The following is a 21690-nucleotide window of genomic DNA, read 5'->3' as shown; positions in this document are numbered from 1 at the left end:
GCCATTGGCCACCACCGGGATCCTCACGGCGGCCTTCACGGCAGCGATGGTGTCGTATTCAGCCTGGCCCTTGTAACCCTGCTCGCGCGTGCGGCCATGCACCGTCAGCATGGCGATGCCAGCCTGCTCGGCGGCCCGTGCGATGCGCTCGGCGTTCTTGTGCTCGGCGCTCCAGCCGGTGCGCATCTTCAATGTCACGGGCACGCCATGCGGTGCGCACGCATCCACCACGGCCTGCACGATCTGCAGCGCCAGCGGTTCGTCCTGCATCAGGGCCGAGCCCGCCCACTTGTTGCACACCTTCTTGGCCGGGCAGCCCATGTTGATGTCGATGATCTGGGCGCCGCGGTCGATGTTGTAGATCGCAGCCTCGGCCATCATGGCCGCGTCGGTGCCGGCGATCTGCACCGAGATCGGGGCCGTTTCACCGTCGTGGTTGGCGCGGCGCGAAGTCTTCAGGCTGTTCCACAAGTCCTTGCGCGACGTGACCATCTCGCTCACGGCATAGCCCGCGCCCAGCCGCTTGCACAGCTGGCGGAACGGCCGGTCCGTCACGCCGGCCATGGGCGCCACGAACAGGCGGTTGGGCAACTCGATCGGGCCGATGAACATGGGGCGAAAGACGTCAAAGCCCCGACCGGGTGAGCGGATCGGGGCTGCTTAAAAAGGAGGCAGATTATAGCCCGTGGGCTGCCCAGCAGGGGGCTCCATTCATGGGCTTGACACTGAAAATCCGGACAAGATCAAGTGCGGCGTGTCCGGTTCCAGGTCGCCCGCCTCGATGCTTGTGGCGCTGTGTCGTGTTGGGTCAAATACCCAATTGCTCGCGCGGTTTGAATGCCGCCCGCCGACGCTCGGCTGGCCGACCTATATTGTGGGTGTGACGAGAATGACAACGGCCTAGAGGAGACACGCCGCGAATGATGCCCCCCTGGATGGAAACTGTGCTGGTGATGGTCGCCTTGCCCAAGGTGGGCCTGCCGGCTGTGTTCGTGGTGTCGTTCATTTCGGCGACCTTGTTGCCGTTGGGCTCCGAGCCGGCGGTGTTCGCATTGGTCAAGCTCCAGCCAGAGCTGTTCTGGCCAGCGGTGCTGGTGGCCACCTTGGGCAATACCCTGGGAGGCGCCGTCACTTGGTGGATGGGCAAGAAGGCGCACCAGGCGGCAGACCGGCTGGCCCATCACCATGTCGAAACCCGCGCATTGGCCTGGCTGGAACGCTTCGGCCCCAAAGCCTGCCTGCTGTCATGGCTGCCTCTCGTGGGAGATCCGCTGTGCGGTGTGGCCGGCTGGCTGGGGATGCCGCTGCGCCCTTGCCTGATCTACATGGCCATTGGCAAATTTGCGCGGTATCTGGTGATGACGGCTGCCCTGATGGGAATGTTTCCGGGCGTGGCCATTCCTGCTTAGTGCATCACATGAACATGGGATTGCATCTTGTAACCATTTCGGGGAACCAATGCGTCTGCAATCCGGTGCTTGCCCCCTAAACTTCGCTCCGAAGCAAACAAATGCTTCAAACAGTGATTTGAAATCGAATGGCTTCGCGGCCATTTTGAATCAGTCCAGGGGGGACTCATTCAATTGAAAAGGGCTCTGGATTTCCAGAGCCCTTTTTTTCGGCAGCGCCTGAAAAACTTATTTCTTCACTTCCAGCGTGGTGATGGTGAATTGGCCGCCCACCTTGTCCGCAGTGAACTTCACCTTGTCGCCCACCTGCAGCGTCTTGAGCCAGCCGGGATCTGACACGCGGAAGGACATCTGCATGGCCGGCATGTCCAGGTTCTTGATCTCGCCATGCTTGAGCGTGACCTTGCCGGCGTCCGCATCGACCTTCTTGACCTCTCCATCGACGGATTGGGCCTGGGCAGACACGGCCAAGCCCAGTCCCATGACCAGTGCGGCCAGGGACGACAGAGGGGACGAGGACCAGCGAGTTTTCACGATGTGCTCCATTTCGACATTGACGGGGATTGGACAACGATTGTGATCCCAAGGTTCCACCGCCAGTCCATTAGACGCATGGCGGGCATGCCAGGTTGACATGCGGTATGGCCCGCCATCTCTTAAAATGAGGGGTTTCCATCAGAACCCACCCATTTTTTGGACCTTGATGCCATGACCGCCGAGCCCCCTGCTGCCCAATCAGACTCCCTCACCAGCATCGCCCCGCGCGACAAGGCCGAGATCCTGGCGCAAGCCCTGCCTTACATCCGCAAGTTCCACGGCAAGACCATCGTCATCAAGTACGGCGGCAATGCCATGACGGATCCGGAACTGCAGGCAGACTTCGCGGAAGACGTGGTGCTGCTCAAGCTGGTCGGGCTCAATCCGGTGGTGGTGCATGGCGGCGGTCCGCAGATCGATGCCGCTTTGGGCAAGATCGGCAAGAAGGGCGAGTTCATCCAGGGCATGCGCGTCACGGACAAGGAGACGATGGACGTGGTCGAGTGGGTGCTGGCCGGCGAGGTGCAGCAAGACATCGTGGGCCTGATCAACGTGGCTGGTGGCAAGGCCGTGGGCCTGACAGGTCGTGACGGCGGCCTGATCCGCGCCCGAAAGCTCAAGCTGCTCGACAAGGACGATCCCACCAAGGAGCACGACATCGGCCAGGTGGGCGAGATCGAGGCCATCGATCCCAGTGTGGTCAAAGCCCTGCAGGATGACCAGTTCATCCCGGTGATCAGCCCCATCGGTTTCGGCACCGACAACGAGAGCTACAACATCAACGCCGACCTGGTGGCCTCCAAGCTGGCCGAGGTGCTCAAGGCCGAGAAGCTCATGCTGCTGACCAACATCAAGGGTGTGCTCGACAAGCAAGGCAACCTGCTGACCGACCTGACGGCCCGCCGCATCGACGAGCTGATCGAAGACGGCACCATCAGCGGCGGCATGCTGCCCAAGATCGCCGGGGCGCTGGATGCGGCCAAGAGCGGCGTCAACGCGGTGCACATCGTCGATGGCCGCGTGCCCCACGCCATGCTGCTCGAGATCCTGACCGAGCAGGCCTACGGCACCATGATCCGGTCGCATTGAGCTCGCCCATCTGGTTGTTCGACCTCGACAACACCCTGCACGACGCGTCCAGCGCCGTGTTCGGTCGGATCAATGTGTCGATGACCGACTACATCGTGCGGCATCTGTCCGTGACGCGGCCACAGGCCGAGGCGCTGCGGATGCAGTATTGGCGGCGCTATGGCGCCACCTTGCTGGGCCTTGAAAAGCACCACGGCATCCGCGCAGCGCACTTCCTGGCCGAGACGCATGAGCTGCCCGGCATGGAGGCGCATCTGCACATCCCGCCGGCCGATCGCGCGGCGCTCTACCGCCTGCCGGGCCGCAAGTTCGTGCTGACCAATGCGCCGGCCGACTACGCCAAGCGCGTGCTCACGGCCCTGGACCTGGCCAGCTGCTTCGAAGGGGTGATCTCCATCGAGCAAATGCGGGTGTTCGGTGCACTGCGGCCCAAGCCCGATGCCCGTTCGCTGCGCCATGTGCTGGCCCGTTTCAAGTTGCCGCTGCACCGCTGCGTGCTGGTCGAAGACACCCTGAGCAACCTGAAGACGGCCCATGCGCTCGGGCTGCGCACGGTGTGGATGCAGCATTACCTGGGGGCCCGCGCCAAGGCCCGGGTGCCGGGCCGCGCGCACGGTATCCAGATGGAGGGCCGGCTGCACCGCAGGCCCGCCTGGGTGTGTGCCAGAATCAGAAGCCTCAAGGCGCTGCACGCCTGGTCCACCCTTCAACCGCTGCCATGAACGATCCTGCGCCTGCTGACGACCTTGACACCGATGCCGGTGTCGGCGGCAGCGCAGCAGCGGCTGTGGCCACAGCGGCACCGGTCCGCAAACGCCCCAAGCCTGGTGAGCGGCGCGTGCAGATCCTGCAGGCCCTGGCCACCATGCTGGAGCAGCCCGGCGCCGAGCGCGTCACCACGGCGGCCCTGGCGGCGCGCCTGGAGGTGAGCGAGGCCGCGCTCTACCGCCACTTCGCCAGCAAGGCCCAGATGTTCGAGGCCCTGATCGAGTTCATCGAGCAGAGCCTGTTCACGCTGGCCAACCAGATCATCGAGCGCGAGCCCGATCCGGCCCGCCAGATCGCCCGTGTGCTGGCGCTGGTGCTGCAGTTCGGCGAGAAGAACCCGGGCATGAGCCGTGTGATCGCCGGTGAGGCCCTGGCCTTCGAGCACGAGCGCCTGGGCACCCGCGTGAACCAGTGCCTGGACCGGCTCGAATCCCTGCTGCGCCAGAGCTTCAAGGCGCTGGCCGAATCCCGGGGATCGAGCACGCCCACGCTCGATGCACAGGCAAGCGCTTCCACCGCGCTGGCGCTGCTGCTCGGACGCCTGCACCGCTTCGTGCGCACGGGCTTCAAGCGCCTGCCCACCGAACACTTCGACGCGGAGACCCGGCTGCTGCTGGGCTGAACCACGCCGCGCTCCTGTCTTTGCCAGAGTCTGTCACCCATGTCTGCTGCTGATCTGACGAACCTGCTCGGCCGTGCCGAGCAACTGCTGTCCCGCCTTGAAGTGCTGCTGCCGCATCCGCTGCAGGAGCCCGAATGGTCTGCCTCCATCGCCTGGCGCTACCGCAAGCGCGGTGGGGCCTGGGGCGGTGCCGTGCTCGATCCGATTCGCCATGTCTCGCGCATCAGCTACGCCGACCTGAAAGAGGTGGACACGCAGAAAGAGCGCTTTGCACGCAACCTGGCCCAGTTCGTGGCCGGCCGCCCCGCCAACCATGTGCTGCTGACCGGTGCGCGGGGCACGGGCAAGTCCTCGCTGGTCAAGGCCGGGCTGGATGCGCACGCGCCTGACGGCCTGCGCCTGATCGAGGTCGACAAGGCCGACATGGTCGACCTCCCCGACCTGATCGAGCGCGTGGCGGCGCGCCCCGAGCGCTTCATCGTGTTCTGTGATGACCTGAGCTTCGAGGATGGCGAGCCCGGCTACAAGGCGCTCAAGTCCATCCTGGACGGCACCGTCTCGGCCGCGGGCGACAACGTGCTGATCATCAGCACGTCCAACCGCCGCCACCTGCTGCCCGAGTACCACAGCGACAACAAGACCTACAAGCACACCGACGATGGCGAGCTCCACCCCGGTGAGGTCGTCGAGGAAAAGATCTCGCTGTCCGAGCGCTTCGGCCTGTGGATCAGCTTCTACCCCTTCAGCCAGTCCGAGTACCTGGCCATCGTGTCGCAGTGGCTGAGCCACTTCGGCCTGTCGGCCGATGCGATCGAGGCCGCGCGCCCAGAGGCCCTGGTGTGGGCATTGGAGCGCGGCTCGCGATCGGGCCGCGTGGCCTACCAGTTCGCACGTGACCTGGTCGGCCGCCAGGGAGCCAAGGCATGAGCGGCAGCGCCCAGGGTGACGCGCACGAGGCCAAGCCCTACCACGTGATGCCGCCCACCGACCGCGTGCCGGTCGAGGTGGCGGTGGGCGTGCTGGTCGAGCGCGACGCGCACGGCCATGAAACACGTTTCCTCATGACCTCGCGCCCGGCGGGCAAGGTCTATGAAGGCTATTGGGAGTTCCCGGGCGGCAAGCTCGAAGCCGGCGAAAGCGTCGAGGCAGCGCTGCGCCGCGAACTGCACGAAGAGCTCGGCATCACCATCGGCCAGGCGCATCCCTGGCAGGTGGAGGTGATGGACTACCCGCACGCGCGTGTGCGCCTGAACTTCTGCAAGGTCTATGACTGGCAGGGCTCGTTCGAGATGCGCGAAGGCCAGGCCATGGCGTGGCAGACCCTGCCCGTCGAGCAGGGCCCTGTGCTGCCCGGGACGATCCCGGTGCTGATCTGGCTGGCGCAGGAGCGGGGCCACGAGGGCCCCACGCACATCGGCGGCTAGGTGGGCGCGTGCCGCCGGGCCTCAGTTCAACGGTGCGGAAGGGGCTGAAGGAGCCGAGGCCGGCGCGCTGGCGGCCGGCTCTTCCGAATGAGACACGCCCACGCCATGCTGTTCACCCCCCATGTCCACATCGGCGCCACTCTTGATCAACAGGAACACGGCGATCACGGCGAACACGATAAAACCAGCCAGCATCTTCCACATGGGGGATCTCCTCGGGGTGTACAGCCGGGATCTTGTGGACCCCGGGCGCCAGAACATCAGGCGCGTGGCATTGTCAACCAAGCTGAACAGTCGATCGCCTAGGTGGCAACCCTAGGTTGGCGCCGCAGGCCCCTTGCGAGCAGGCGGGCCAGCGTTATCCTGCTGGGCTGATCTGCCTTGGCATGAACCTCGACACCGCCCCACCCACTCCCGTGCAACCGCTCAAGGCCCTCAAGGCCTTGCTGGCGTTGCGGCGCGATCCGCAGGACACGCGGCAGGTGTTCCTGCTCACGGAGGCCCTGCGCGGGAGCTCGCCCTTGAAGCTGCTGGCGCGTTTCCGTGCCGATGCACAAGGGCGTGAACGGCTGGCCGAACGGCGCTCACTGCTGCCCACCCTGCGTCGCACGGAATGGCTGGCGGCCTTGCCCTTGGGTACCTTTGGCCGCACCTACCATGACTTCCTGGCCGAAGAGCAGCTGTCCGCGCAAGGATTGGTGGACGTGGCCAAGAGCGCAGGCATGGCCCAGCCCGACGATGGCTCCGATCGCCACTACATCGGCTGCCGGCTGCGCGACATGCACGACCTCTTCCATGTGCTCAGCGGCTATGGCCGAGATGAGCTCGGCGAGGTCTGCGTGCTGGCGTTTTCATACCCTCACCAGCGCACGCGCAGCTTTGCCCTGATCGCGTTTCTCGGCGCCCTGACACTCAGGCGCCGGTGGCGTCTGCCCGGCATGCTCGGCGCGGTGTGGGAGGCCTGGCGACACGGCCGGGCCGCGTCATGGCTGGTGGTGCAGCCCCTGGAAACCCTGCTTGAGCGCGATCTGCCTGAGTTGCGCCGCGAACTGAACATCGCGCCGCCCACCCGCTACCTGGCCGTGACGGACCGGGGCCGGGCGCTGGGCCGCGCCATCCCGCAACCCCCTGGAAGGATCCTTTGATGACGTACAACACCCTGGCCTGGACCGTCGGCGACGACGGCGTGCTGCTGCTCACCCTGAACCGCCCCGAGCAACTCAATTCCTTCACGGTGGAGATGGCCAACGAGCTGGTGGATGCCTTCACGCGCGCCAGCGACGACGATGCCGTGCGCGCCATCGTGGTCACCGGCGCCGGCAAGGCCTTCTGCGCAGGCATGGACCTGTCGGTGCCGGGCAATGTGTTCGGCCTGGACGAGAGCCAGCAGCCAACCCTGCAGGACATGCAAGAGCGCCTGGACGATCCGGCCATCTTCAACGGCGTGCGCGACACCGGTGGGCGTGTGGTGCTGTCCATCTTCAACTGCAAGAAGCCGGTGATCGGTGCCATCAACGGTGCGGCCGTGGGCATTGGCGCCACGATGACCCTGCCGATGGACATCCGCCTCGCGTCCGAAAAGGCCAGGATCGGCTTCGTGTTCGGCCGCATCGGCATCGTGCCCGAGGCCTGCTCCAGCTGGTTCCTGCCGCGCATCGTGGGCATCTCGCAGGCGCTCGAGTGGACCTACATGGCCGACATCTTCGACGGCCATGAGGCCCAGCTCGGTGGCCTGGTCAAGGCCGTCTACCCGGCCGACCAGTTGCTGGACGAGGCGATGAAGATCGCCCGCCGCATCGCCAGCGAGCGCTCGGCCGTGGGCGTGGCCCTGACCCGCCAGATGATGTACCGCAACTCGGCGCAGCCGCACCCGCTGGCCGCGCACCAGGTGGATTCGCTGGCCATGTTCTACACCAGCGTGGGCGACGGCAAGGAGGGCGTGCAGGCCTTCCTGGACAAGCGGCCTGCCCAGTTCGGGAGCAAGGCGTCGGCCATGCCGCCCTTCTACCCCTGGTGGGAGTGAACAAGACCACGAATTTGTGGTGCTTTACACGCCTTTGAGGACAAGCCCACCCCCTCAAATGAATGCTTTGTCGGAGAAACCCTGTGGGCGACGCAAGGGGGATGTTGGACATTGGATGCCATGCACCAAGGTTTAACGCGGTGCGCTGAATTGAATCTCCGAAGATCGCTTGAGGATCTCCGTAAACACAACCGAAGGACAAACATGAACGCAGTGATCAAAACCATCTCCCGCGCTGCTGTTGCCGTGGCCGCTGCCGTGGCCGCCCACGGTGCCATGGCTGCCAACGCCACCGTGCAGCTGGACACCAGCGTGATCAGCGCCAACAGCCTGACCGTGGCCGCGATTGGTGCCGACACCTACAGTTCATCCACCGGCGTGCTGACGGCCCCTGTGGCATCGGCCAGCAACAAGGTGGTCGACTTTGGCAACAGTGACGGGTTCTCCATCAGCCTGACTGTGCTGTTTGCGAAGCAGACCCTGAGCTTCACGAACTTCGCCTATGACCTGACCACGAACACGCTGTTTGGCACGCTGACGGGCTCCGGCTCGCTGCTGTCCGGCATCGCATTCACAGGTGACCTGCTCAAGGCTGGCACGACCTCCAGCACCAACAGCATCCTGACAGCCTCGAACTTCGGCGTGTCCGCAGGCCTGACCGCCTACCTGACCACCGCAGGCGTGAGCACCGCGTCGCTGTCGTCGATCACTTCTTCGATCAAGTCGGTTTCCGTGCCCACCGCTCCCGCCGTGCCCGAGCCCTCCACCTACGCCCTGATGGGCCTGGGCCTGGTTGGCATCTCCCTGATCGCTCGCCAGAAGCGTCAGGCCTGACCGGCTGATCGACCGTGCCAGCCTCTTTGGAGGCAGGCATCAAAAAAGGCAACCCAAGGGTTGCCTTTTTCATGGGCGCAGATTTGCGCTCGGTTCAGTGCGCTGCCTGGAACAAGGCGTTGCCGGCCACCATCGGGTCGTTGGTTTCGGCATAGGTCCGCACCCACACCGGGTAGCTGTGCACCACCTTGTGCTGCCACGGATGAAAACCAGGGCGGTAGTAATCCAGCAGCTTGAAGGTGTTGCGGGCGAACAGGCCACCCGGGCCATAGACCCAACCCAGGCCCTTGGTGATCAACCACACGCGCTTGCCCAGGCTGAAGCCATCGCCGACCATCAGGCGGTTGGTCAGGCGAATGCTGTCGACCACCACCTTGTACAGGGCATGTGTCATGGCCACGCAGCGCTTGAAGTAGCCCACCTTGGCGATCTGCTGCATCACGTCGAAGGCCACGGCCTTGTGCTCCATCTCCTCGATGGCATGCCAGGCCCACATGGCCCTCACGTTCGGGTCGGCGTCCTTCATGATGTCGCGCTTGGAGAACAGGCCCTCGGCCATCATGGCCGTGAAGTGCTCGAACGCGGCGGTCAAGGCCAGGTTGTACTCGGCAGAGTACTTGTTGGTGTAGTCGTCGAACAGCGCCTTCGCATCGGTCAGGATGCGGTCCACATCGCAACCCTGCTTGCGCAGCAGGTCGTTGTAATGGGTGTGGGCAATGCCGTGCTGGCCTTCCTGCCGCATGAAGTCCTTGACGTCCTGGGCCAGCTTCGGATCCTTGATCAGATGGCGGAACGCGCGCACACTGGTGATGAAATAACGCTCACCATCAGGGAAGGCGGCCTGCATGCCGTCAAACAGCCGTGTGCGGAAAGGATTGCCGCCGTGCCAGAAGCGGGGCGTGGACTCGTCCAATTGGAAATCGAGCTTCTCGCGCGGAACGATCTGATCAGGGCCTTGGTGTTTTTGTGACTTGGACATGGCGGTCTCCTCATGACAACGTGCCGCAGTGTAGGTAGCGGTTTGTCATCTTTGGGCCTGCCAGGGCGACAGTAAGGCATCGCGCACGACACCCAGGGTTTACGCCAGGTGTCGTGCGCGTACCTTCACTGGAACTGATTTACTCAGTGCGCGACTTGATGTCGCCCTTGTTGTCCTTGTAGGCTTCCTTGGCATCGTGCTTGGCGGCCTTGGCGGTCGTCTTGGCGTCGTGCTTGCAGTCGCGTTCGTCCTTGGCTTCCAGGTTGGCGGTCTTGCAATCGGCCACGTCCAGATCCTTGTTGGCCTCGGCCACCTTCTTGTTGGCCTTGTACTCGGCCTTGTTCTGGGTCTTGAGGTCTCGTGCCTCCTGCTTGGTCAGGTTGCCGCCCGGGTCGTTGGCCAGGTTGGTGTCAACGGCCATGGCGGACAGGCTGAATGCAGCGGCGGTGGCGGCCAGCAGGGTCTTGAGTTGTGTGTTCATTGCAATCTCCTTTGTAGAAACGTGGCCGGACAAGTCGGCACGTGGTCAAAGCGTGGCAATCGGTGTGCCTGGCAAGGGCATTCGGTGGTGATCCATCGGCCAACTGGTGCATCCGATGCCCCCCTGGTCTCGTATGAAAGGCCATGCATCTGCGCACCATGCTGTCCACCGTCTGTCTGCTGGTCGTCAGCGCCTCGGCCCATGCCCGTGAGCGTTACGAGGGCCTGGCCTATGCGCCTCACGGATCGACCTTGCTGTACAGCGAGACCCATTGGCTGCACGAAGAGGCCGGCGTGCAAGAGCATCTGGTGCTCTACCGCTGCCCTGACGGGAGCCCCTTCGCCCGCAAGCGCCTTCGCTCGCAACCCGGGGCCCAGGCCCCTGATTTCGACTTCCTGGATGCCCGTGACGGCTATCGGGAAGGGGTGCGGACGGCGGCAGGCGGCGCCCGGGAGGTGTTTGTCCAGGCCCGTGGTGACGCCCGCCTGGATGCGAGGCCGCTGCCCACGGCTCCCGGGGCCGTGATCGATGCAGGCTTCGATGCGTTCGTGCGGGGGCAGTGGGCCGCGTTGTCATCGGGCGGTGCCTTGAGTGTGCCCTTCTTGGTGCCCAGCCGGTTCGAGTACTGGCGCTTTCGCATTGCCGATGCCCGCGACGACACGTTCAATGGAGAGTCGGTGCGTTGGTTGCGCATGCGGCTCGATGCCTGGTACGGCTTTGCCGCACCCAATATCGCGCTGGCCTACGAGCCGGATGGGCGGCGCCTGGTGGCGTTCCAGGGCATCGGCACCATCAGGGACCGGCAAGGCCGCCACCTGGACGTGCGCATCGAGTTTCCATCGAGCCGTCGGCAAGCGATGGTCACCGCCGAGGACATGGCCGCGGCGTTGGCCCGCCCTTTGGTGGCGCAATGTCCGGGAGGCGTGCTGTGAACCGCATGGCTGCGCCGCCTGCGGGTGCATCCGATGCACCCCAGGGTGCGTATGTCTCCATGAAACCGCCAGCCATCGTCATGCCGCAACCCCCAGCCATCATCCCGTCCAGGCCGGCTCAGCCCGATTCTGCCCAGGCATTGCCCTGGCGCCGCCGGCTGCAGGCCCTGCGTCGCTGGTTCGACACCAGTGCGAATCCAGGCCAGGCCGCGGCCGATGACCGCATCGACTGGCTGCGCGCTTTGCCCTTCATCGGGATGCACCTGGGTTGCCTGGCGGTGTGGTGGGTGGGGACCACGCCCGTGGCGGTGGGCACGGCTGTGGCCTTGTACGCCTTGCGCATGTTCGCGCTGACCGGCTTCTATCACCGCTATTTTTCGCACCGCACCTTCCAGGCATCGCGTGCCGTGCAGTTCGTGTTCGCGGTGATCGGTGCGGCATGCGGCCAGCGTGGGCCGCTGTGGTGGGCCGCCCATCATCGCAACCACCACCGCCTGGCCGACACGCTGCAGGATCCGCATTCACCGCGGCATCAGGGTTTCTGGTGGAGCCATGCCGGGTGGTTCCTCACGCCGCGTGCCTTCGCGACGGATCTGAGCCGCGTGCCGGACCTGGCCCGCTTTCCGGAGCTGCGCTGGCTGGACCGCTTCGACACCGTGGTGCCGCTGGGCCTGGCACTGTTGCTGTTCGTGGCCGGGCAGGGGTTGCAGCACTGGGCGCCCGGCTTGGGCACCGATGGGTGGCAGATGCTGGTGTGGGGCTTCTTCATCTCCACCACGGTGCTGTTCCATGCCACCGTGACCATCAACTCGCTGGCGCACCGCTTCGGCCGGCGCCGCTATGACACGCGGGACGACAGCCGCAACAACGCCTGGCTGGCGCTGATCACCTTTGGCGAGGGCTGGCACAACAACCACCACTTCTTTCCCGGCTCGGCGCGCCAGGGCTTTCGCTGGTGGGAGCTGGACATCACCTATGGGGGCCTGCGCCTGCTGGCCGCCATGGGGCTGGTGCGTGGGCTCAAGCCCGTGCCGGCGTGGGTGATCGAGAAGGGCCGAAAAGGTCATCAGGGCCGCAAGGGCAGGAGCTGACACCATGCGCATCGCCGTGATCGGATCAGGCATTTCGGGGCTGGCCGCGGCCTGGCTGCTGTCACGCCAGCACCTGGTGACGCTGTTCGAAGCCGAGGAGCGCCTGGGTGGGCACACGCACACGCACGACATCGAGTTGCAGGGCCGCTCGTACGCGGTCGACACGGGCTTCATCGTCCACAACCCGGCCAACTACCCCTTGCTCAACCGCCTGTTCGACGAACTGGGCGTGGCATCGCAGCCCACCACCATGAGCTTCTCGGTGCGCAACGAGGCGCGCGGCATGGAGTACAACGCGGCCACGCTGGACACGCTGTTCTGCCAGCGCCGCAATGTGGCGTCTCCGCGCTTCCTGGGCATGGTGCGCGACATCCTGCGTTTTTACCGAGAAGCCCCGGCGCTGCTGGCGCTGCCCGGCCAGGGGCCCACGCTGGGCGAGTTTCTCGACACCCATGGCTACGGGGCCGGTTTCCGTGACGATCACCTGGTGCCCATGGCGTCGGCGCTGTGGTCCTCGCCCGCCGAGCAGATCCTGTCCTTCCCGGCGCACTACCTGGTGCGCTTCATGGCCAACCACCAGATGCTGCAGGTGGCCGACCGGCCCGAATGGCGTGTGGTGTGTGGCGGCTCGTCCAGCTACATCCAGGCCATGCGCCAGAGCTGGGCCGTGCACGAGCGCCTGGCCAGCGCGGTGCAGTCGGTGTGCCGTGTACCCGATGGGGTGGTGGTGACGTCGCGCCACGGCACCGAGTGCTTCGACCATGTCGTGATGGCCTGCCATGCCGACCAGGCCCTGGCGATGCTGCACGACGCCGATGCGAAGGAGCGCGCTGTGCTGGGCGCCATCGGCTACCAATCCAACGACACCGTGCTGCACACCGATGCGCGCCTGCTGCCGCAACGCCGCAAGGCCTGGGCCGCCTGGAACGCACGCGTGCCCAAGGTGCCCACGCAGACCTGCACGGTGAGCTACTGCATGAACCTGCTGCAGGGCCTGGACGCGCCAGAGCCTCTGATCGTGACGCTCAATGGCACGCATGACATCGACCCCGCCAAGGTCATCAAGCGCATGCAGTACCACCACCCGGTCTATACGCATGAGTCGGTGGCGGCGCAGGCCCGCAAGGCCGAGATCCAGGGGCAGCGGCGCACCTGGTTCGCCGGGGCCTACTGGGGTTGGGGCTTTCATGAAGACGGCATGCGCAGTGCCGTGGAGGTGGCCAGCGCCTTGGGTGTTGACTGGCCGCAGGCGGGTGCTGGGGTGCCTGCAAAGGTTGCAGATGGCGTGGTTCGGCCGCACGAGGTGCCAGCATGACACGGCCGCCGGAAATCTCTGCCAGCGCCGTGTACGAAGGCACGGTCCGCCATCGCCGTCACGCACCGAGAGCCCACGCGTTCAGCTACCGCATGGCCCAGCTCTACCTGGATCTGGACGACCTCGATGCGGTGTTCCGTGAGCGCTGGCTGTGGTCGGTGGGCCGATGCAACCTGGCCGCTTTCCACCGAAGCGACTACCTGGGCCCGCCCGAGCGCCCGCTGGCCGATGCCGTGCGCGACCGTGTCCAGCAGGTGCTGGGCCATCGGCCGATGGGCCCGATCCGCCTGCTCACGCACTTGCGCTATGCGGGCTACGTGTTCAACCCGGTGAGCTTCTATTACTGCTTCGCGCCGGATGGCGAGCATCTGGAGGCCATCGTGGCAGAGATCACCAACACGCCCTGGAAAGAGCGGCACAGCTATGTGCTGGCGGTCGACCAGGCGCAGCGCCATGGCCGTGCGCTGCACTGGCGCTTCGACAAGCGCTTTCACGTTTCTCCCTTCATGGCCATGCAGCGCGAATACGACTGGCGCTTCACGGTGCCGGCCGATGAGCTGCGCGTGCACATGACCGTGCTGAACGATGGCCAGGCCGAGTTCGATGCCGATGTGCAGCTGCAGCGCCGACCGCTGGATGCCGCCGCCTTGCGCCGCGTGCTGTGGCGCTACCCCTTGATGACCGCTCAGGTGATCGGTGCCATCCATTGGCAGGCGCTGAAGCTGTGGCTCAAGCGAACCCCCATCCACGACCATCCCAGAATTGCCGGAGGCCCTCCATGAGCAATGCCATCGACCACCGTGTCGCAACTTCTGCGGTGCCTGTGCCTGCGCGCATCGGTTCCATCGACCTGCTGCTGCGCGAGCGCCTGCTCGCCCAGATGGCCCTGCTCAAGGGCGGCCGGGTGTCCCTGAGCGATGCCATCGGCCACACCGACCTGGGCGATGCGGGCAGCGATCTCGTCATCCACCTGGAAGTGCGCGATGCCGCCTTCTACCGCGCGGTGGCCGCGCAAGGCAGCGTGGGGGCCGGTGAGGCCTACATGGACGGCCATTGGCATTGCGATGACCTGGTTGGTTTGATCCGGCTGCTGGTGCGCAACCGCGACCTGGTCGATGGCATGGAAACCGGCCTGGCGCGCCTGGGCGGTTGGGCCTTGCGTGCCTGGCATGCCCTGCGCCGCAACACGCGCGAAGGCAGCCGCCGCAACATCGCCGCCCATTACGACCTGGGCAACGACTTCTTCTCGCTGTTCCTGTCGAGCGACCTGATGTATTCATCGGCCTTGTGGGCTGGCGAGGACGACACACTGGAGGCCGCCTCCACCCGCAAGCTCGATGCCATCTGCCGCAAGCTGCAGTTGCGGCCGTCCGATCGCGTGATCGAGATCGGCACGGGGTGGGGCGGTTTCGCCTTGCACGCAGCCCGGCATTGGGGGTGCCACGTCACCACCACCACCATCTCGCAAGAGCAGCATGCCCTGGCCACGCAACGCGTGCAGCAGGCCGGTCTGCAGGACCGCATCACCGTGCTGCTGCAGGATTACCGGGATCTGGCGCACACCTACGACAAGCTGGTGTCGATCGAGATGGTCGAGGCCATCGGCGCGCCCTATCTGGACGCGTACTTCGACAAGCTCGGCCGCCTGCTCAAGCCCGAGGGGCTGGCGCTGGTGCAGGCCATCACCATCGAAGACCACCGTTATGAGCAGGCCGTGGCAGCGGTGGACTTCATCAAGCGCTTCATTTTCCCGGGCAGCTTCATCCCCTCCGTGAACGCACTGCTGGCGGCCAAGACGCGCGCCAGCGACCTGGCCCTGGTGCACCTGGAGGATTTCGGGCTGTCGTATGCGCGCACCTTGCAGGCCTGGCGATCGCGGTTCATGGCGGCGCTGCCGCAGGCGCGTGCGCAGGGCTTCGACGAACGATTCATCCGCATGTGGGATTTCTACCTGGCGTACTGCGAAGGGGGCTTTCGTGAGCGCTCCATCGGCGTGGCGCACCTGCTGATGGCCAAGCCGGGCTACCGGCCTGGTGAGGGCGTGTCCACGCTGACCTCCTGGGGCCCTGGCCATGAACCGGCATGAACACGCTGTGGGCCAACGCCATCGCCTACCAGGTGGTGTGGTTCGTCGCGGTGATCGGTGCGGGGCAGGGGCTTGCCTGGCCTGGTGTGCTGGCCGCCCTGGTGTTCGTGGCCGCCACGGTGGTGAATTCGCCCTGGCGGGCGAAAGACCTGCAGCTGTTGCTCGCAGCGCTGCTGTGCGGCAGCGTGATCGACACGGCGCTGGCCACCCTCGGGTGGGCGCGGTATGGCGCGCCGTCGCCAGCCCCGGGGCAAACGTTCGCGCCCCTGTGGATCCTGGCCTTGTGGGCGGCGTTTTCCACCACGTTGACGCGTTCCATGGGCTGGCTTCGACAGCGCCTGTGGCTGGGCGGCGTGCTGGGTGCATTGGGCGGGCCACTGGCCTACCTGGGGGCTGCCCGAGGCTGGCAGGTCGTGGCTTTCGAGGCGCCAGCCTGGCGGGGGCTGATGGCCTTGGGGGTGGGCTGGGCCGTGGCCATGACGATGTTGCTGCGGGCAGCGCGGCAACCGGCCTCTTGAGTCGTCGGCCTGATCACAAGCGAGGAACCACATCATGCTGAACGCCTGGCAAAGCCTGCTGCTCGTTTGGGGCCTCAGCGCCGTGGCCATGACGCTGGGCTGGGTGTGGCAGCGCCGTCGTGACAACGCAGGCTGCTGCTGGGCATCCTGGGCGATGGTGCGGTGCTGAGCCGCGTGCTGCTGGCGGTGCTGGGCGGCGTGTGGGGGGGGCGGCTGGCGTGGCATCTGTGGCGCCGCGTCAGCCGCGAAACCGAAGACGGCCGCTACCGGGCCTTGCGAGAGCATTGGCAGGGCAGCCAGCTCAAGTTCTTGGTGTTCTTTCAGGCGCAGGCCCTGCTGGTGCTGCTGTTCTCGCTGCCTTTCCTGGCCGTGTCGCGCGCCTCAAGCGCCTTGCCGGTGTGGTCGGCCCTGGCCTGCATCGTGTGGCTGGCCTGCGTAGCCGGCGAGAGCATCGCCGATGACCAACTGGCGCGCTTTCGGGCCGACCCTGCCAACCATGGCCGCACCTGCCGCGCGGGCCTGTGGCGCTATTCGCGTCACCCCAACTACTTCTTCGAATGGCTGCACTGGTTCAGCTATGTGCTGCTGGCCGTGGGCTCACCGTGGTGGGCCCTGGCCTGGCTGGGGCCGGTGCTGATGTACCTCTTTCTGCGTTACCTCAGCGGCGTGCCGTTCACCGAGAAACAGGCGCTGCGCACGCGTGGTGATGATTACCGTGAGTACCAGCGCAACACCCCCATGCTCTTTCCGTGGTTCCCCAAGACAAGCGACAGGAGTCCTCCATGAGTACCAGCACCACCCTTGCATCGGGCCGCCCGGAACTGGCCCAGGACCATGCCGCGCCCGGCCTGCTCGGCCTGGCTGAACGCGGCCTGGTGCCCGACGCGCTGTTGCGCCTGGGCATACGGCGCCTGTGCGCCCAACGCCTCACCGAAGAGTCGGCTGGCGGTGCCGAGGCGCAGGCAGAGCGCTTTCGCCAGCGCATCGAAGTACTGAAGAACAGCCCCATCGCCATCCACACCGACGCCGCCAACACGCAGCACTACGAGCTTCCGCCGGAGTTCTTCAAGCTGTGCCTGGGCCGTCGGCTGAAGTACTCCAGCGCCTACTACCCCTCGGGCCATGAAACGCTGGACCAGGCCGAAGAGGCCATGCTCGCGCTCTATGGCGAGCGCGCCCAGTTGGCCAATGGGCAGAGCATCCTGGAGCTGGGCTGCGGCTGGGGATCGCTGACCCTGTGGATGGCCGAGCAGTTTCCACAGTCGTGGATCACGGCCGTCTCCAACTCGCGCCCGCAGCGCGAGCACATCGAGGCACAGTGCCGTGAGCGCGGGCTGAACAATGTGCGCGTCATCACCACCGATGTGAACAGCCTGGCGCTGGACCCTGCCCAGTTCGACCGCTGCGTGTCCATCGAGATGTTCGAGCACATGCGCAACTACGAGAGCCTGATGGCACGCATCGGGCAATGGCTGAAACCGGGTGGCAAGCTGTTCGTGCACATCTTTGCCCACCGCACGCACATGTATCCATTCGAGACCCAGGGCGAGGACAACTGGATGGGCCGGCACTTCTTCACCGGCGGCATCATGCCCGCCGCCGACACGCTGCTGTGGTTCCAGAACGATCTGCGTCTGCAGGCGCGCTGGCTGGTCGATGGCACGCACTACCAGCGCACGGCCAACCACTGGCTGCAGCAGCAGGACAGGCACCGCAAAGCCGTGATGGATGTGCTGGAGCAGGCGTATGGCCGCGAGGGCGCAGCCCTGTGGTGGCAACGCTGGCGCATGTTCTGGATGTCCTGCGCCGAGCTGTTCGGATACGACGGTGGCCAGCAGTGGCTCGTGGCCCACTACCGTTTCGAAAGGGCACCCTCATGAAGGCGCGCATCCTGTCATGGGCGGCTGCCGCGATGTCCGTGCTGGGCCTGGGAGCCTGTGGCGGTGCCAAGGAAGGCCTGCCGCCGGTGCCTCGCGTGGCCCAGGTGGATCTGCCCCGCTTCATGGGTGATTGGTACGTCATCGCGAGCATTCCGTCCTTTCTCGAAAAGGACACCTACGACGCGGTCGAATCCTACGCCCCTCGCCCTGATGGCCGCATCCAGACCACCTTCCGTTACCGCCAGGGCGGCCATGAGCAGCCGATCAAGACCATGCATCCCATCGGCACGGTCAAGCCCGGCACCGGCAACGCCTTGTGGGACATGCAGTTCTTCTGGCCCATCCAGGCCGAGTACGTGATCAGTTACCTGAACGATGACTACAGCCAGACGATCGTGGCACGCAATGCCCGTGACCTGGTGTGGATCATGGCGCGCACGCCCAGCATCCCCGAGGCGGACTACCAGGCCCACCTGGCACGCATCAAGGCCATGGGCTATGACACGGGCCAGTTGCGCAAGGTGCCTCACCTGGACCGTTGAGACTGGGCTTGATCACGCCGTGGCTGGTGGAGCGCGCTCGTCATCGTCATCCATTCCTGGCGTTGTTCGGCCACGATCAAGGCGGCCAGCTGCCGCACCACCTCGTGTTCGGCATGCTCGTGCGCAAACTGGGCCATGGTGAGCGCGCTCTCGTGGTGGCGCACCATCAGTTGCAGGAACAGCCGGTCGAAGTCCGCGCCGCGAAGCCGTGACAGGCGCTCGAACTCCTGTGAGCTGACCTGGCCGGGCATGGTGCCCAGGCTGCCGCACAGGCTGATGAAGCGCTCGTAGTGCTCATGGCGCTGGCCTGACCGCCTGTAGGCATCGGCCATCCAGCTCATGCTGGCGGAGCCGCTGGTGGCAGGCTCGTTCCACAGCATCAGCCACCCCTGCATGTGGCCGATCTCCTTGAGCTGCATGTTGGCCAGGCCGCGTGCCCAGACCTGCACCGGCGGCGTGGCCTGGCCCTCTGCCATGCGCGACAGCAGCACGGCCTGTTCGTGATGCACAGACATGTCCTGTGCGAAGCCGACGCTGACAGGGCCCGGTGATGGAGTGGCCGAAGCTCGATGCTCGCCGATCGATGCACCCACCCTGGCGGTGGGCGGAGCTGTCCATTGCAGCGAGGCCGCATCGGCCGCCATCAGGCAGGCGCCCACCACCAGGCACATCAGGATCAGTCCCGCCGCTTGTCGCCACGGCGGCCGATCACTGGATGGGGTAGACGCCATTGGTGAACCTCAGCACCATGAACCCGTTGTCTGAACACGAAACCCACAGCTGGTTGTTCACGAACCGTGGGGGCGATGAACACCAATCAGCGCTCAGGTCGGCCACCTTCAGGCCCAGCGATCCCGTGATGGGCGAGATACCCGGGAGGCTGCCGAAGGCAGGCGCCTGTGCGTGGTCCGAGCCGGGCAACTGGGCGTTGCGGCCCGTCTGCGCGGGTGGGTTGAAGTAGGCGATCTCGCGGGGCCTGAGCGGGTCCACGATGTTGAACACCCGGATGCCGGCGTTGAAGTAGCCGCAGGCCAGCGCGGTGGGATTGGTCTTGCGGTCCACGTCGCAGTAATGCGCGTCGTAAGAGAAGATGCTGTCGCCGGCCAGATCCTTGCGGCGCGTGGCCAGGTTGGAGGCCGCCTGGATCGCCAGGCGGATGTGCGAGGCCACCACGGGCGCGCGCTCGTCGGAAATGTCGATGAAGCGGATGGCGCCGTTCACATCCTGGGCGCCCCCTTCGTCCACCGCGATCAGGTAAGGCTTGCCCTGGTAGGTGACGGGCACCGTGCTCTGCGTGATGCTGCCATCGCTCCACTTGAGTCGCGAGATCTGGCGCACCCGCGGCGAGCCTGCCTTGCGGTGCTGGATGTCGCTGACATCGAGCACGACCACGCCAGCCGGGAACATGCTGGCCAGGTACATGCGCGTGCCATCGGCACTGAACGACATGCCGTGGTTCAGGAAGATGGACGAGCCCCCGTGGTACACCGTCGCCGGCTTGGCCGGATTGCTCACGTCGATGGCGGACAGGTAGCCTGCCGCGTTGCTCGAGGTCCAGTAGGTGCGCCCGTCCGGTGACCACTCGGCTTCGTGGGCCAGGTTCTTCACCGTCTGCGACTCAAGTCCGCTGGCATCCTTGTTGAGCAGCCTGGGGTTGACGCAGTCCGACACGTCGTACAGATCCAGCTTGTCGGCGCCGAACAGCAGGCCGACGCCTGCGCCCGCCAGGATCGTGCCGGCCGGGTTCGCCTTCATGGTCTCCCAGGTGCCGAGCTGAAAGGCCCGCGTGGTGAGCGACTTGACCCAGCGGGGGTGGCCAGGATCGGACACATCGATCACCTGCACACCCTGCTGCATCTTCTGCCTGGTGCCGGCGTACGAGGTAGGGATGTAGGCGCAGTGGCCCGCCACCGCGCTGATGATGGAGGCGCCTTCGCCCTGGTGCTGGCCCACCATCTCCATGTTGCAGGCATAACCCTGCTTGCTGCGGCCACTGATGCGGTCAGCGGCAGGTACCTGGCCCTGCAGGCCTGTTTCCGGGCGCGATCCAGGGCCGCACTGCGCTGCGGGCACTGCGGCAATGGTGTCCGTGGCGGCCGATGCTGGCCAGGGCGCCGTGAGACCGGCCACACCCATCGCGAAGACCAGGGGTGCACACAGCGTGCGTGTCCATGTCGAGTCGGTCATGTCTACCTCCTGCGACATCCTTCATCGAGCCAGAGTTGTCCGCAATCACCATCCCGGCCATTCATTGGCTGCAATGGCAGAACCCAGGGCAAGCACTGAGTCGCCGGGGCCAAGTCGTGGACACTCCTGTTTTTCCTGTTTCCCGGAACCCCTTGAAACTCCCGGCCCGATCCCTATAATGCTTTTAGCACTCGACTGGCTTGAGTGCTAACAAGGCGTCGGCAGGGCCTGTGTCCACCGGCGCCTACGCTTTACCCCAAGCTTTGCATGTGAGTGATTACTTACATGCAAGACCACAACCCATCGATGTCTCACCAGACAGGAGAAGTCATGAAACTGCGTCCTCTGCACGATCGCGTGATCGTCAAGCGCCTTGAGCAAGAAACCAAGACCGCTTCGGGCATCTTCATTCCTGACAATGCCGCCGAGAAGCCTGACCAGGGCGAAGTGCTCGCCGTCGGTCCCGGCAAGCGCAATGACAAGGGCGAGTTCGTCGCCCTGAACGTCGCCGTCGGCGACCGCGTTCTGTTCGGCAAGTACTCTGGCCAGTCCGTCAAGGTGGACGGCGATGAGCTGCTGGTGATGCGCGAAGAAGACCTCTTCGCCGTCGTCGCCAAGTAAGCCGACACGACAAGCCTCTCAGGCACTACCCCACATCTACTGATTTCGGAGAATTCAAATGGCAGCAAAAGACGTCGTCTTCGGCGGTGAAGCCCGTGCCCGCATGGTCGAGGGTGTCAACATCCTGGCCAACGCGGTCAAGGTGACCCTGGGCCCCAAGGGCCGCAACGTGGTGCTCGAGCGCTCCTTCGGCGCCCCCACCGTGACCAAGGACGGTGTGTCCGTGGCCAAGGAAATCGAGCTCAAGGACAAGCTCCAGAACATGGGCGCCCAGATGGTCAAGGAAGTCGCTTCCAAGACCTCGGACAACGCCGGTGACGGCACCACCACTGCCACCGTGCTGGCCCAGGCC

General features: G+C 65.4%; 28 protein-coding genes. 21 read left to right on the top strand and 7 right to left on the bottom strand.

What is annotated here, in order from left to right; translation table 11 throughout:
* A partial coding sequence (locus EIP75_RS23270; protein WP_199758683.1) for a tRNA dihydrouridine synthase occupies window positions 1–612 on the bottom strand: 612 nt, incomplete at its 3' end.
* Between the two features lie 323 nt (window positions 613–935).
* Between EIP75_RS23270 and EIP75_RS23265 the strand changes: the two genes are divergently transcribed.
* On the top strand, window positions 936–1409 hold the full coding sequence (locus EIP75_RS23265) for a YqaA family protein (protein WP_420797185.1): 474 nt from the start codon (window positions 936–938) through the stop codon (window positions 1407–1409).
* Between the two features lie 228 nt (window positions 1410–1637).
* On the opposite strand, the gene EIP75_RS23260 is transcribed toward EIP75_RS23265, so the two are convergent.
* Window positions 1638–1943, bottom strand: coding sequence for a copper-binding protein (locus tag EIP75_RS23260; RefSeq protein WP_233585016.1), 306 nt, complete (start codon window positions 1941–1943; stop codon window positions 1638–1640).
* 174 nt (window positions 1944–2117) lie between these two features.
* Between EIP75_RS23260 and argB the strand changes: the two genes are divergently transcribed.
* Genes argB through EIP75_RS23235 form a run of 5 tightly spaced genes read left to right on the top strand, consistent with a single transcriptional unit; the run spans window position 2118 to window position 5849 of the window.
* Window positions 2118–3035, top strand: a complete 918-nt coding sequence (gene argB / locus EIP75_RS23255) for an acetylglutamate kinase (RefSeq protein ID WP_125245575.1) — start codon at window positions 2118–2120, stop codon at window positions 3033–3035.
* On the top strand, window positions 3032–3757 hold the full coding sequence (locus EIP75_RS23250; protein ID WP_125245574.1) for a pyrimidine 5'-nucleotidase: 726 nt from the start codon (window positions 3032–3034) through the stop codon (window positions 3755–3757). The genes argB and EIP75_RS23250 overlap by 4 nt, the downstream gene beginning before the upstream one ends.
* Window positions 3754–4425 carry a nucleoid occlusion factor SlmA gene (slmA, locus tag EIP75_RS23245; protein ID WP_125245573.1) on the top strand — a complete coding sequence of 224 codons (672 nt, stop codon included), beginning with the start codon at window positions 3754–3756 and terminating at the stop codon, window positions 4423–4425. Before EIP75_RS23250 ends, slmA begins: the two co-directional genes overlap by 4 nt.
* Window positions 4426–4464: 39 nt before the next feature.
* The gene (locus EIP75_RS23240) at window positions 4465–5352 is read left to right on the top strand and encodes an ATP-binding protein (protein WP_125245572.1); all 888 of its coding nucleotides are present in this window, start codon (window positions 4465–4467) and stop codon (window positions 5350–5352) included.
* Window positions 5349–5849 carry an NUDIX domain-containing protein gene (locus EIP75_RS23235; RefSeq protein WP_125245571.1) on the top strand — a complete coding sequence of 167 codons (501 nt, stop codon included), beginning with the start codon at window positions 5349–5351 and terminating at the stop codon, window positions 5847–5849. Before EIP75_RS23240 ends, EIP75_RS23235 begins: the two co-directional genes overlap by 4 nt.
* A gap of 21 nt (window positions 5850–5870) precedes the next feature.
* On the opposite strand, the gene EIP75_RS23230 is transcribed toward EIP75_RS23235, so the two are convergent.
* Entirely contained in the window at window positions 5871–6053 is a 183-nt protein-coding gene (locus EIP75_RS23230; RefSeq protein ID WP_125245570.1) for a hypothetical protein, read from the bottom strand.
* A 182-nt stretch (window positions 6054–6235) separates the two neighbouring features.
* Here EIP75_RS23230 and EIP75_RS23225 point away from each other — a divergent pair, with 182 nt between their 5' ends.
* The 3 genes from EIP75_RS23225 (at window position 6236) to EIP75_RS23215 (ending at window position 8706) form a co-directional block, all read left to right on the top strand.
* Window positions 6236–6994, top strand: a complete 759-nt coding sequence (locus EIP75_RS23225; protein WP_125245569.1) for a Coq4 family protein — start codon at window positions 6236–6238, stop codon at window positions 6992–6994.
* Window positions 6994–7872, top strand: coding sequence for a crotonase/enoyl-CoA hydratase family protein (locus EIP75_RS23220; RefSeq protein ID WP_125245568.1), 879 nt, complete (start codon window positions 6994–6996; stop codon window positions 7870–7872). Before EIP75_RS23225 ends, EIP75_RS23220 begins: the two co-directional genes overlap by 1 nt.
* Window positions 7873–8076: 204 nt before the next feature.
* Complete coding sequence (locus EIP75_RS23215) at window positions 8077–8706, top strand: PEP-CTERM sorting domain-containing protein (RefSeq protein WP_125245567.1); 630 nt, start codon at window positions 8077–8079, stop codon at window positions 8704–8706.
* Between the two features lie 94 nt (window positions 8707–8800).
* Here the strand turns inward: EIP75_RS23215 and EIP75_RS23210 are convergent, their stop codons facing one another.
* Together EIP75_RS23210 and EIP75_RS23205 are read right to left on the bottom strand one after the other, a co-directional pair.
* Complete coding sequence (locus EIP75_RS23210; RefSeq protein ID WP_125245566.1) at window positions 8801–9685, bottom strand: metal-dependent hydrolase; 885 nt, start codon at window positions 9683–9685, stop codon at window positions 8801–8803.
* Between the two features lie 139 nt (window positions 9686–9824).
* The gene (locus EIP75_RS23205) at window positions 9825–10166 is read right to left on the bottom strand and encodes a hypothetical protein (protein WP_125245565.1); all 342 of its coding nucleotides are present in this window, start codon (window positions 10164–10166) and stop codon (window positions 9825–9827) included.
* A 143-nt stretch (window positions 10167–10309) separates the two neighbouring features.
* Between EIP75_RS23205 and EIP75_RS23200 the strand changes: the two genes are divergently transcribed.
* From EIP75_RS23200 to EIP75_RS23160, 10 genes are read left to right on the top strand one after another with little or no spacing between them, the layout of a single operon-like run.
* Window positions 10310–11098 carry a hypothetical protein gene (locus EIP75_RS23200; RefSeq protein WP_125245564.1) on the top strand — a complete coding sequence of 263 codons (789 nt, stop codon included), beginning with the start codon at window positions 10310–10312 and terminating at the stop codon, window positions 11096–11098.
* Window positions 11099–11157: 59 nt separating this feature from the next.
* Window positions 11158–12189: an acyl-CoA desaturase gene (locus EIP75_RS23195; RefSeq protein ID WP_233585015.1), complete on the top strand. Its 1032-nt coding sequence runs from the start codon at window positions 11158–11160 to the stop codon at window positions 12187–12189.
* 4 nt (window positions 12190–12193) lie between these two features.
* On the top strand, window positions 12194–13504 hold the full coding sequence (locus EIP75_RS23190; RefSeq protein ID WP_125245563.1) for an NAD(P)/FAD-dependent oxidoreductase: 1311 nt from the start codon (window positions 12194–12196) through the stop codon (window positions 13502–13504).
* Window positions 13501–14286, top strand: a complete 786-nt coding sequence (locus EIP75_RS23185; protein WP_125245562.1) for a DUF1365 domain-containing protein — start codon at window positions 13501–13503, stop codon at window positions 14284–14286. The genes EIP75_RS23190 and EIP75_RS23185 overlap by 4 nt, the downstream gene beginning before the upstream one ends.
* A complete protein-coding gene (locus EIP75_RS23180) occupies window positions 14283–15590 on the top strand; it encodes an SAM-dependent methyltransferase (protein ID WP_125245561.1) in 1308 nt (435 codons plus the stop codon). The genes EIP75_RS23185 and EIP75_RS23180 overlap by 4 nt, the downstream gene beginning before the upstream one ends.
* A complete protein-coding gene (locus EIP75_RS23175; protein WP_125245560.1) occupies window positions 15587–16108 on the top strand; it encodes a DUF2878 domain-containing protein in 522 nt (173 codons plus the stop codon). Before EIP75_RS23180 ends, EIP75_RS23175 begins: the two co-directional genes overlap by 4 nt.
* Window positions 16109–16142: 34 nt before the next feature.
* Window positions 16143–16277: a hypothetical protein gene (locus EIP75_RS24940; protein WP_274379830.1), complete on the top strand. Its 135-nt coding sequence runs from the start codon at window positions 16143–16145 to the stop codon at window positions 16275–16277.
* Complete coding sequence (locus EIP75_RS23170) at window positions 16271–16894, top strand: DUF1295 domain-containing protein (RefSeq protein WP_233585014.1); 624 nt, start codon at window positions 16271–16273, stop codon at window positions 16892–16894. The genes EIP75_RS24940 and EIP75_RS23170 overlap by 7 nt, the downstream gene beginning before the upstream one ends.
* The gene (locus EIP75_RS23165) at window positions 16891–17988 is read left to right on the top strand and encodes an SAM-dependent methyltransferase (RefSeq protein ID WP_125245559.1); all 1098 of its coding nucleotides are present in this window, start codon (window positions 16891–16893) and stop codon (window positions 17986–17988) included. Before EIP75_RS23170 ends, EIP75_RS23165 begins: the two co-directional genes overlap by 4 nt.
* Entirely contained in the window at window positions 17985–18530 is a 546-nt protein-coding gene (locus tag EIP75_RS23160) for a lipocalin family protein (protein ID WP_233585013.1), read from the top strand. Before EIP75_RS23165 ends, EIP75_RS23160 begins: the two co-directional genes overlap by 4 nt.
* On the opposite strand, the gene EIP75_RS23155 is transcribed toward EIP75_RS23160, so the two are convergent.
* Window positions 18515–19261: a DUF305 domain-containing protein gene (locus EIP75_RS23155; protein ID WP_125245558.1), complete on the bottom strand. Its 747-nt coding sequence runs from the start codon at window positions 19259–19261 to the stop codon at window positions 18515–18517. The genes EIP75_RS23160 and EIP75_RS23155 overlap by 16 nt on opposite strands.
* Window positions 19239–20717, bottom strand: coding sequence for an LVIVD repeat-containing protein (locus tag EIP75_RS23150; RefSeq protein WP_158622966.1), 1479 nt, complete (start codon window positions 20715–20717; stop codon window positions 19239–19241). The genes EIP75_RS23155 and EIP75_RS23150 overlap by 23 nt, the downstream gene beginning before the upstream one ends.
* A gap of 330 nt (window positions 20718–21047) precedes the next feature.
* On the opposite strand from EIP75_RS23150, the gene EIP75_RS23145 reads away from it, so the two are divergent.
* Entirely contained in the window at window positions 21048–21338 is a 291-nt protein-coding gene (locus EIP75_RS23145; RefSeq protein WP_125245556.1) for a co-chaperone GroES, read from the top strand.
* 58 nt (window positions 21339–21396) lie between these two features.
* Window positions 21397–21690, top strand: a 294-nt coding sequence (locus EIP75_RS23140) for a TCP-1/cpn60 chaperonin family protein (protein WP_274379829.1), incomplete at its 3' end; no start/stop codon positions are given.

The organism is Aquabacterium soli, assembly GCF_003933735.1.
Lineage (GTDB): Bacteria > Pseudomonadota > Gammaproteobacteria > Burkholderiales > Burkholderiaceae_C > Aquabacterium > Aquabacterium soli.
Note: the sequence above shows the minus strand (reverse complement) of the source record. Positions and strands in the feature narration are given on the sequence as shown.

What these genes read in the sequence shown, in the direction of transcription:
- EIP75_RS23195 (WP_233585015.1), top strand. Translation starts at nt 11,158, where the DNA reads ATGAAACCGCCAGCCATCGTCATGCCGCAACCCCCAGCCATCATCCCG.
- EIP75_RS23165 (WP_125245559.1), top strand. Translation starts at nt 16,891, where the DNA reads ATGAGTACCAGCACCACCCTTGCATCGGGCCGCCCGGAACTGGCCCAG.
- EIP75_RS23230 (WP_125245570.1), bottom strand. Translation starts at nt 6,053, where the DNA reads ATGTGGAAGATGCTGGCTGGTTTTATCGTGTTCGCCGTGATCGCCGTG.
- EIP75_RS23145 (WP_125245556.1), top strand. Translation starts at nt 21,048, where the DNA reads ATGAAACTGCGTCCTCTGCACGATCGCGTGATCGTCAAGCGCCTTGAG.
- slmA (WP_125245573.1), top strand. Translation starts at nt 3,754, where the DNA reads ATGAACGATCCTGCGCCTGCTGACGACCTTGACACCGATGCCGGTGTC.
- EIP75_RS24940 (WP_274379830.1), top strand. Translation starts at nt 16,143, where the DNA reads ATGCTGAACGCCTGGCAAAGCCTGCTGCTCGTTTGGGGCCTCAGCGCC.
- EIP75_RS23205 (WP_125245565.1), bottom strand. Translation starts at nt 10,166, where the DNA reads ATGAACACACAACTCAAGACCCTGCTGGCCGCCACCGCCGCTGCATTC.
- EIP75_RS23175 (WP_125245560.1), top strand. Translation starts at nt 15,587, where the DNA reads ATGAACACGCTGTGGGCCAACGCCATCGCCTACCAGGTGGTGTGGTTC.
- EIP75_RS23225 (WP_125245569.1), top strand. Translation starts at nt 6,236, where the DNA reads ATGAACCTCGACACCGCCCCACCCACTCCCGTGCAACCGCTCAAGGCC.
- EIP75_RS23185 (WP_125245562.1), top strand. Translation starts at nt 13,501, where the DNA reads ATGACACGGCCGCCGGAAATCTCTGCCAGCGCCGTGTACGAAGGCACG.
- EIP75_RS23265 (WP_420797185.1), top strand. Translation starts at nt 936, where the DNA reads ATGGAAACTGTGCTGGTGATGGTCGCCTTGCCCAAGGTGGGCCTGCCG.
- EIP75_RS23190 (WP_125245563.1), top strand. Translation starts at nt 12,194, where the DNA reads ATGCGCATCGCCGTGATCGGATCAGGCATTTCGGGGCTGGCCGCGGCC.
- EIP75_RS23240 (WP_125245572.1), top strand. Translation starts at nt 4,465, where the DNA reads ATGTCTGCTGCTGATCTGACGAACCTGCTCGGCCGTGCCGAGCAACTG.
- EIP75_RS23150 (WP_158622966.1), bottom strand. Translation starts at nt 20,717, where the DNA reads ATGACCGACTCGACATGGACACGCACGCTGTGTGCACCCCTGGTCTTC.
- EIP75_RS23215 (WP_125245567.1), top strand. Translation starts at nt 8,077, where the DNA reads ATGAACGCAGTGATCAAAACCATCTCCCGCGCTGCTGTTGCCGTGGCC.
- EIP75_RS23200 (WP_125245564.1), top strand. Translation starts at nt 10,310, where the DNA reads ATGCATCTGCGCACCATGCTGTCCACCGTCTGTCTGCTGGTCGTCAGC.
- EIP75_RS23210 (WP_125245566.1), bottom strand. Translation starts at nt 9,685, where the DNA reads ATGTCCAAGTCACAAAAACACCAAGGCCCTGATCAGATCGTTCCGCGC.
- EIP75_RS23155 (WP_125245558.1), bottom strand. Translation starts at nt 19,261, where the DNA reads ATGGCGTCTACCCCATCCAGTGATCGGCCGCCGTGGCGACAAGCGGCG.
- EIP75_RS23160 (WP_233585013.1), top strand. Translation starts at nt 17,985, where the DNA reads ATGAAGGCGCGCATCCTGTCATGGGCGGCTGCCGCGATGTCCGTGCTG.
- EIP75_RS23220 (WP_125245568.1), top strand. Translation starts at nt 6,994, where the DNA reads ATGACGTACAACACCCTGGCCTGGACCGTCGGCGACGACGGCGTGCTG.
- EIP75_RS23180 (WP_125245561.1), top strand. Translation starts at nt 14,283, where the DNA reads ATGAGCAATGCCATCGACCACCGTGTCGCAACTTCTGCGGTGCCTGTG.
- EIP75_RS23235 (WP_125245571.1), top strand. Translation starts at nt 5,349, where the DNA reads ATGAGCGGCAGCGCCCAGGGTGACGCGCACGAGGCCAAGCCCTACCAC.
- argB (WP_125245575.1), top strand. Translation starts at nt 2,118, where the DNA reads ATGACCGCCGAGCCCCCTGCTGCCCAATCAGACTCCCTCACCAGCATC.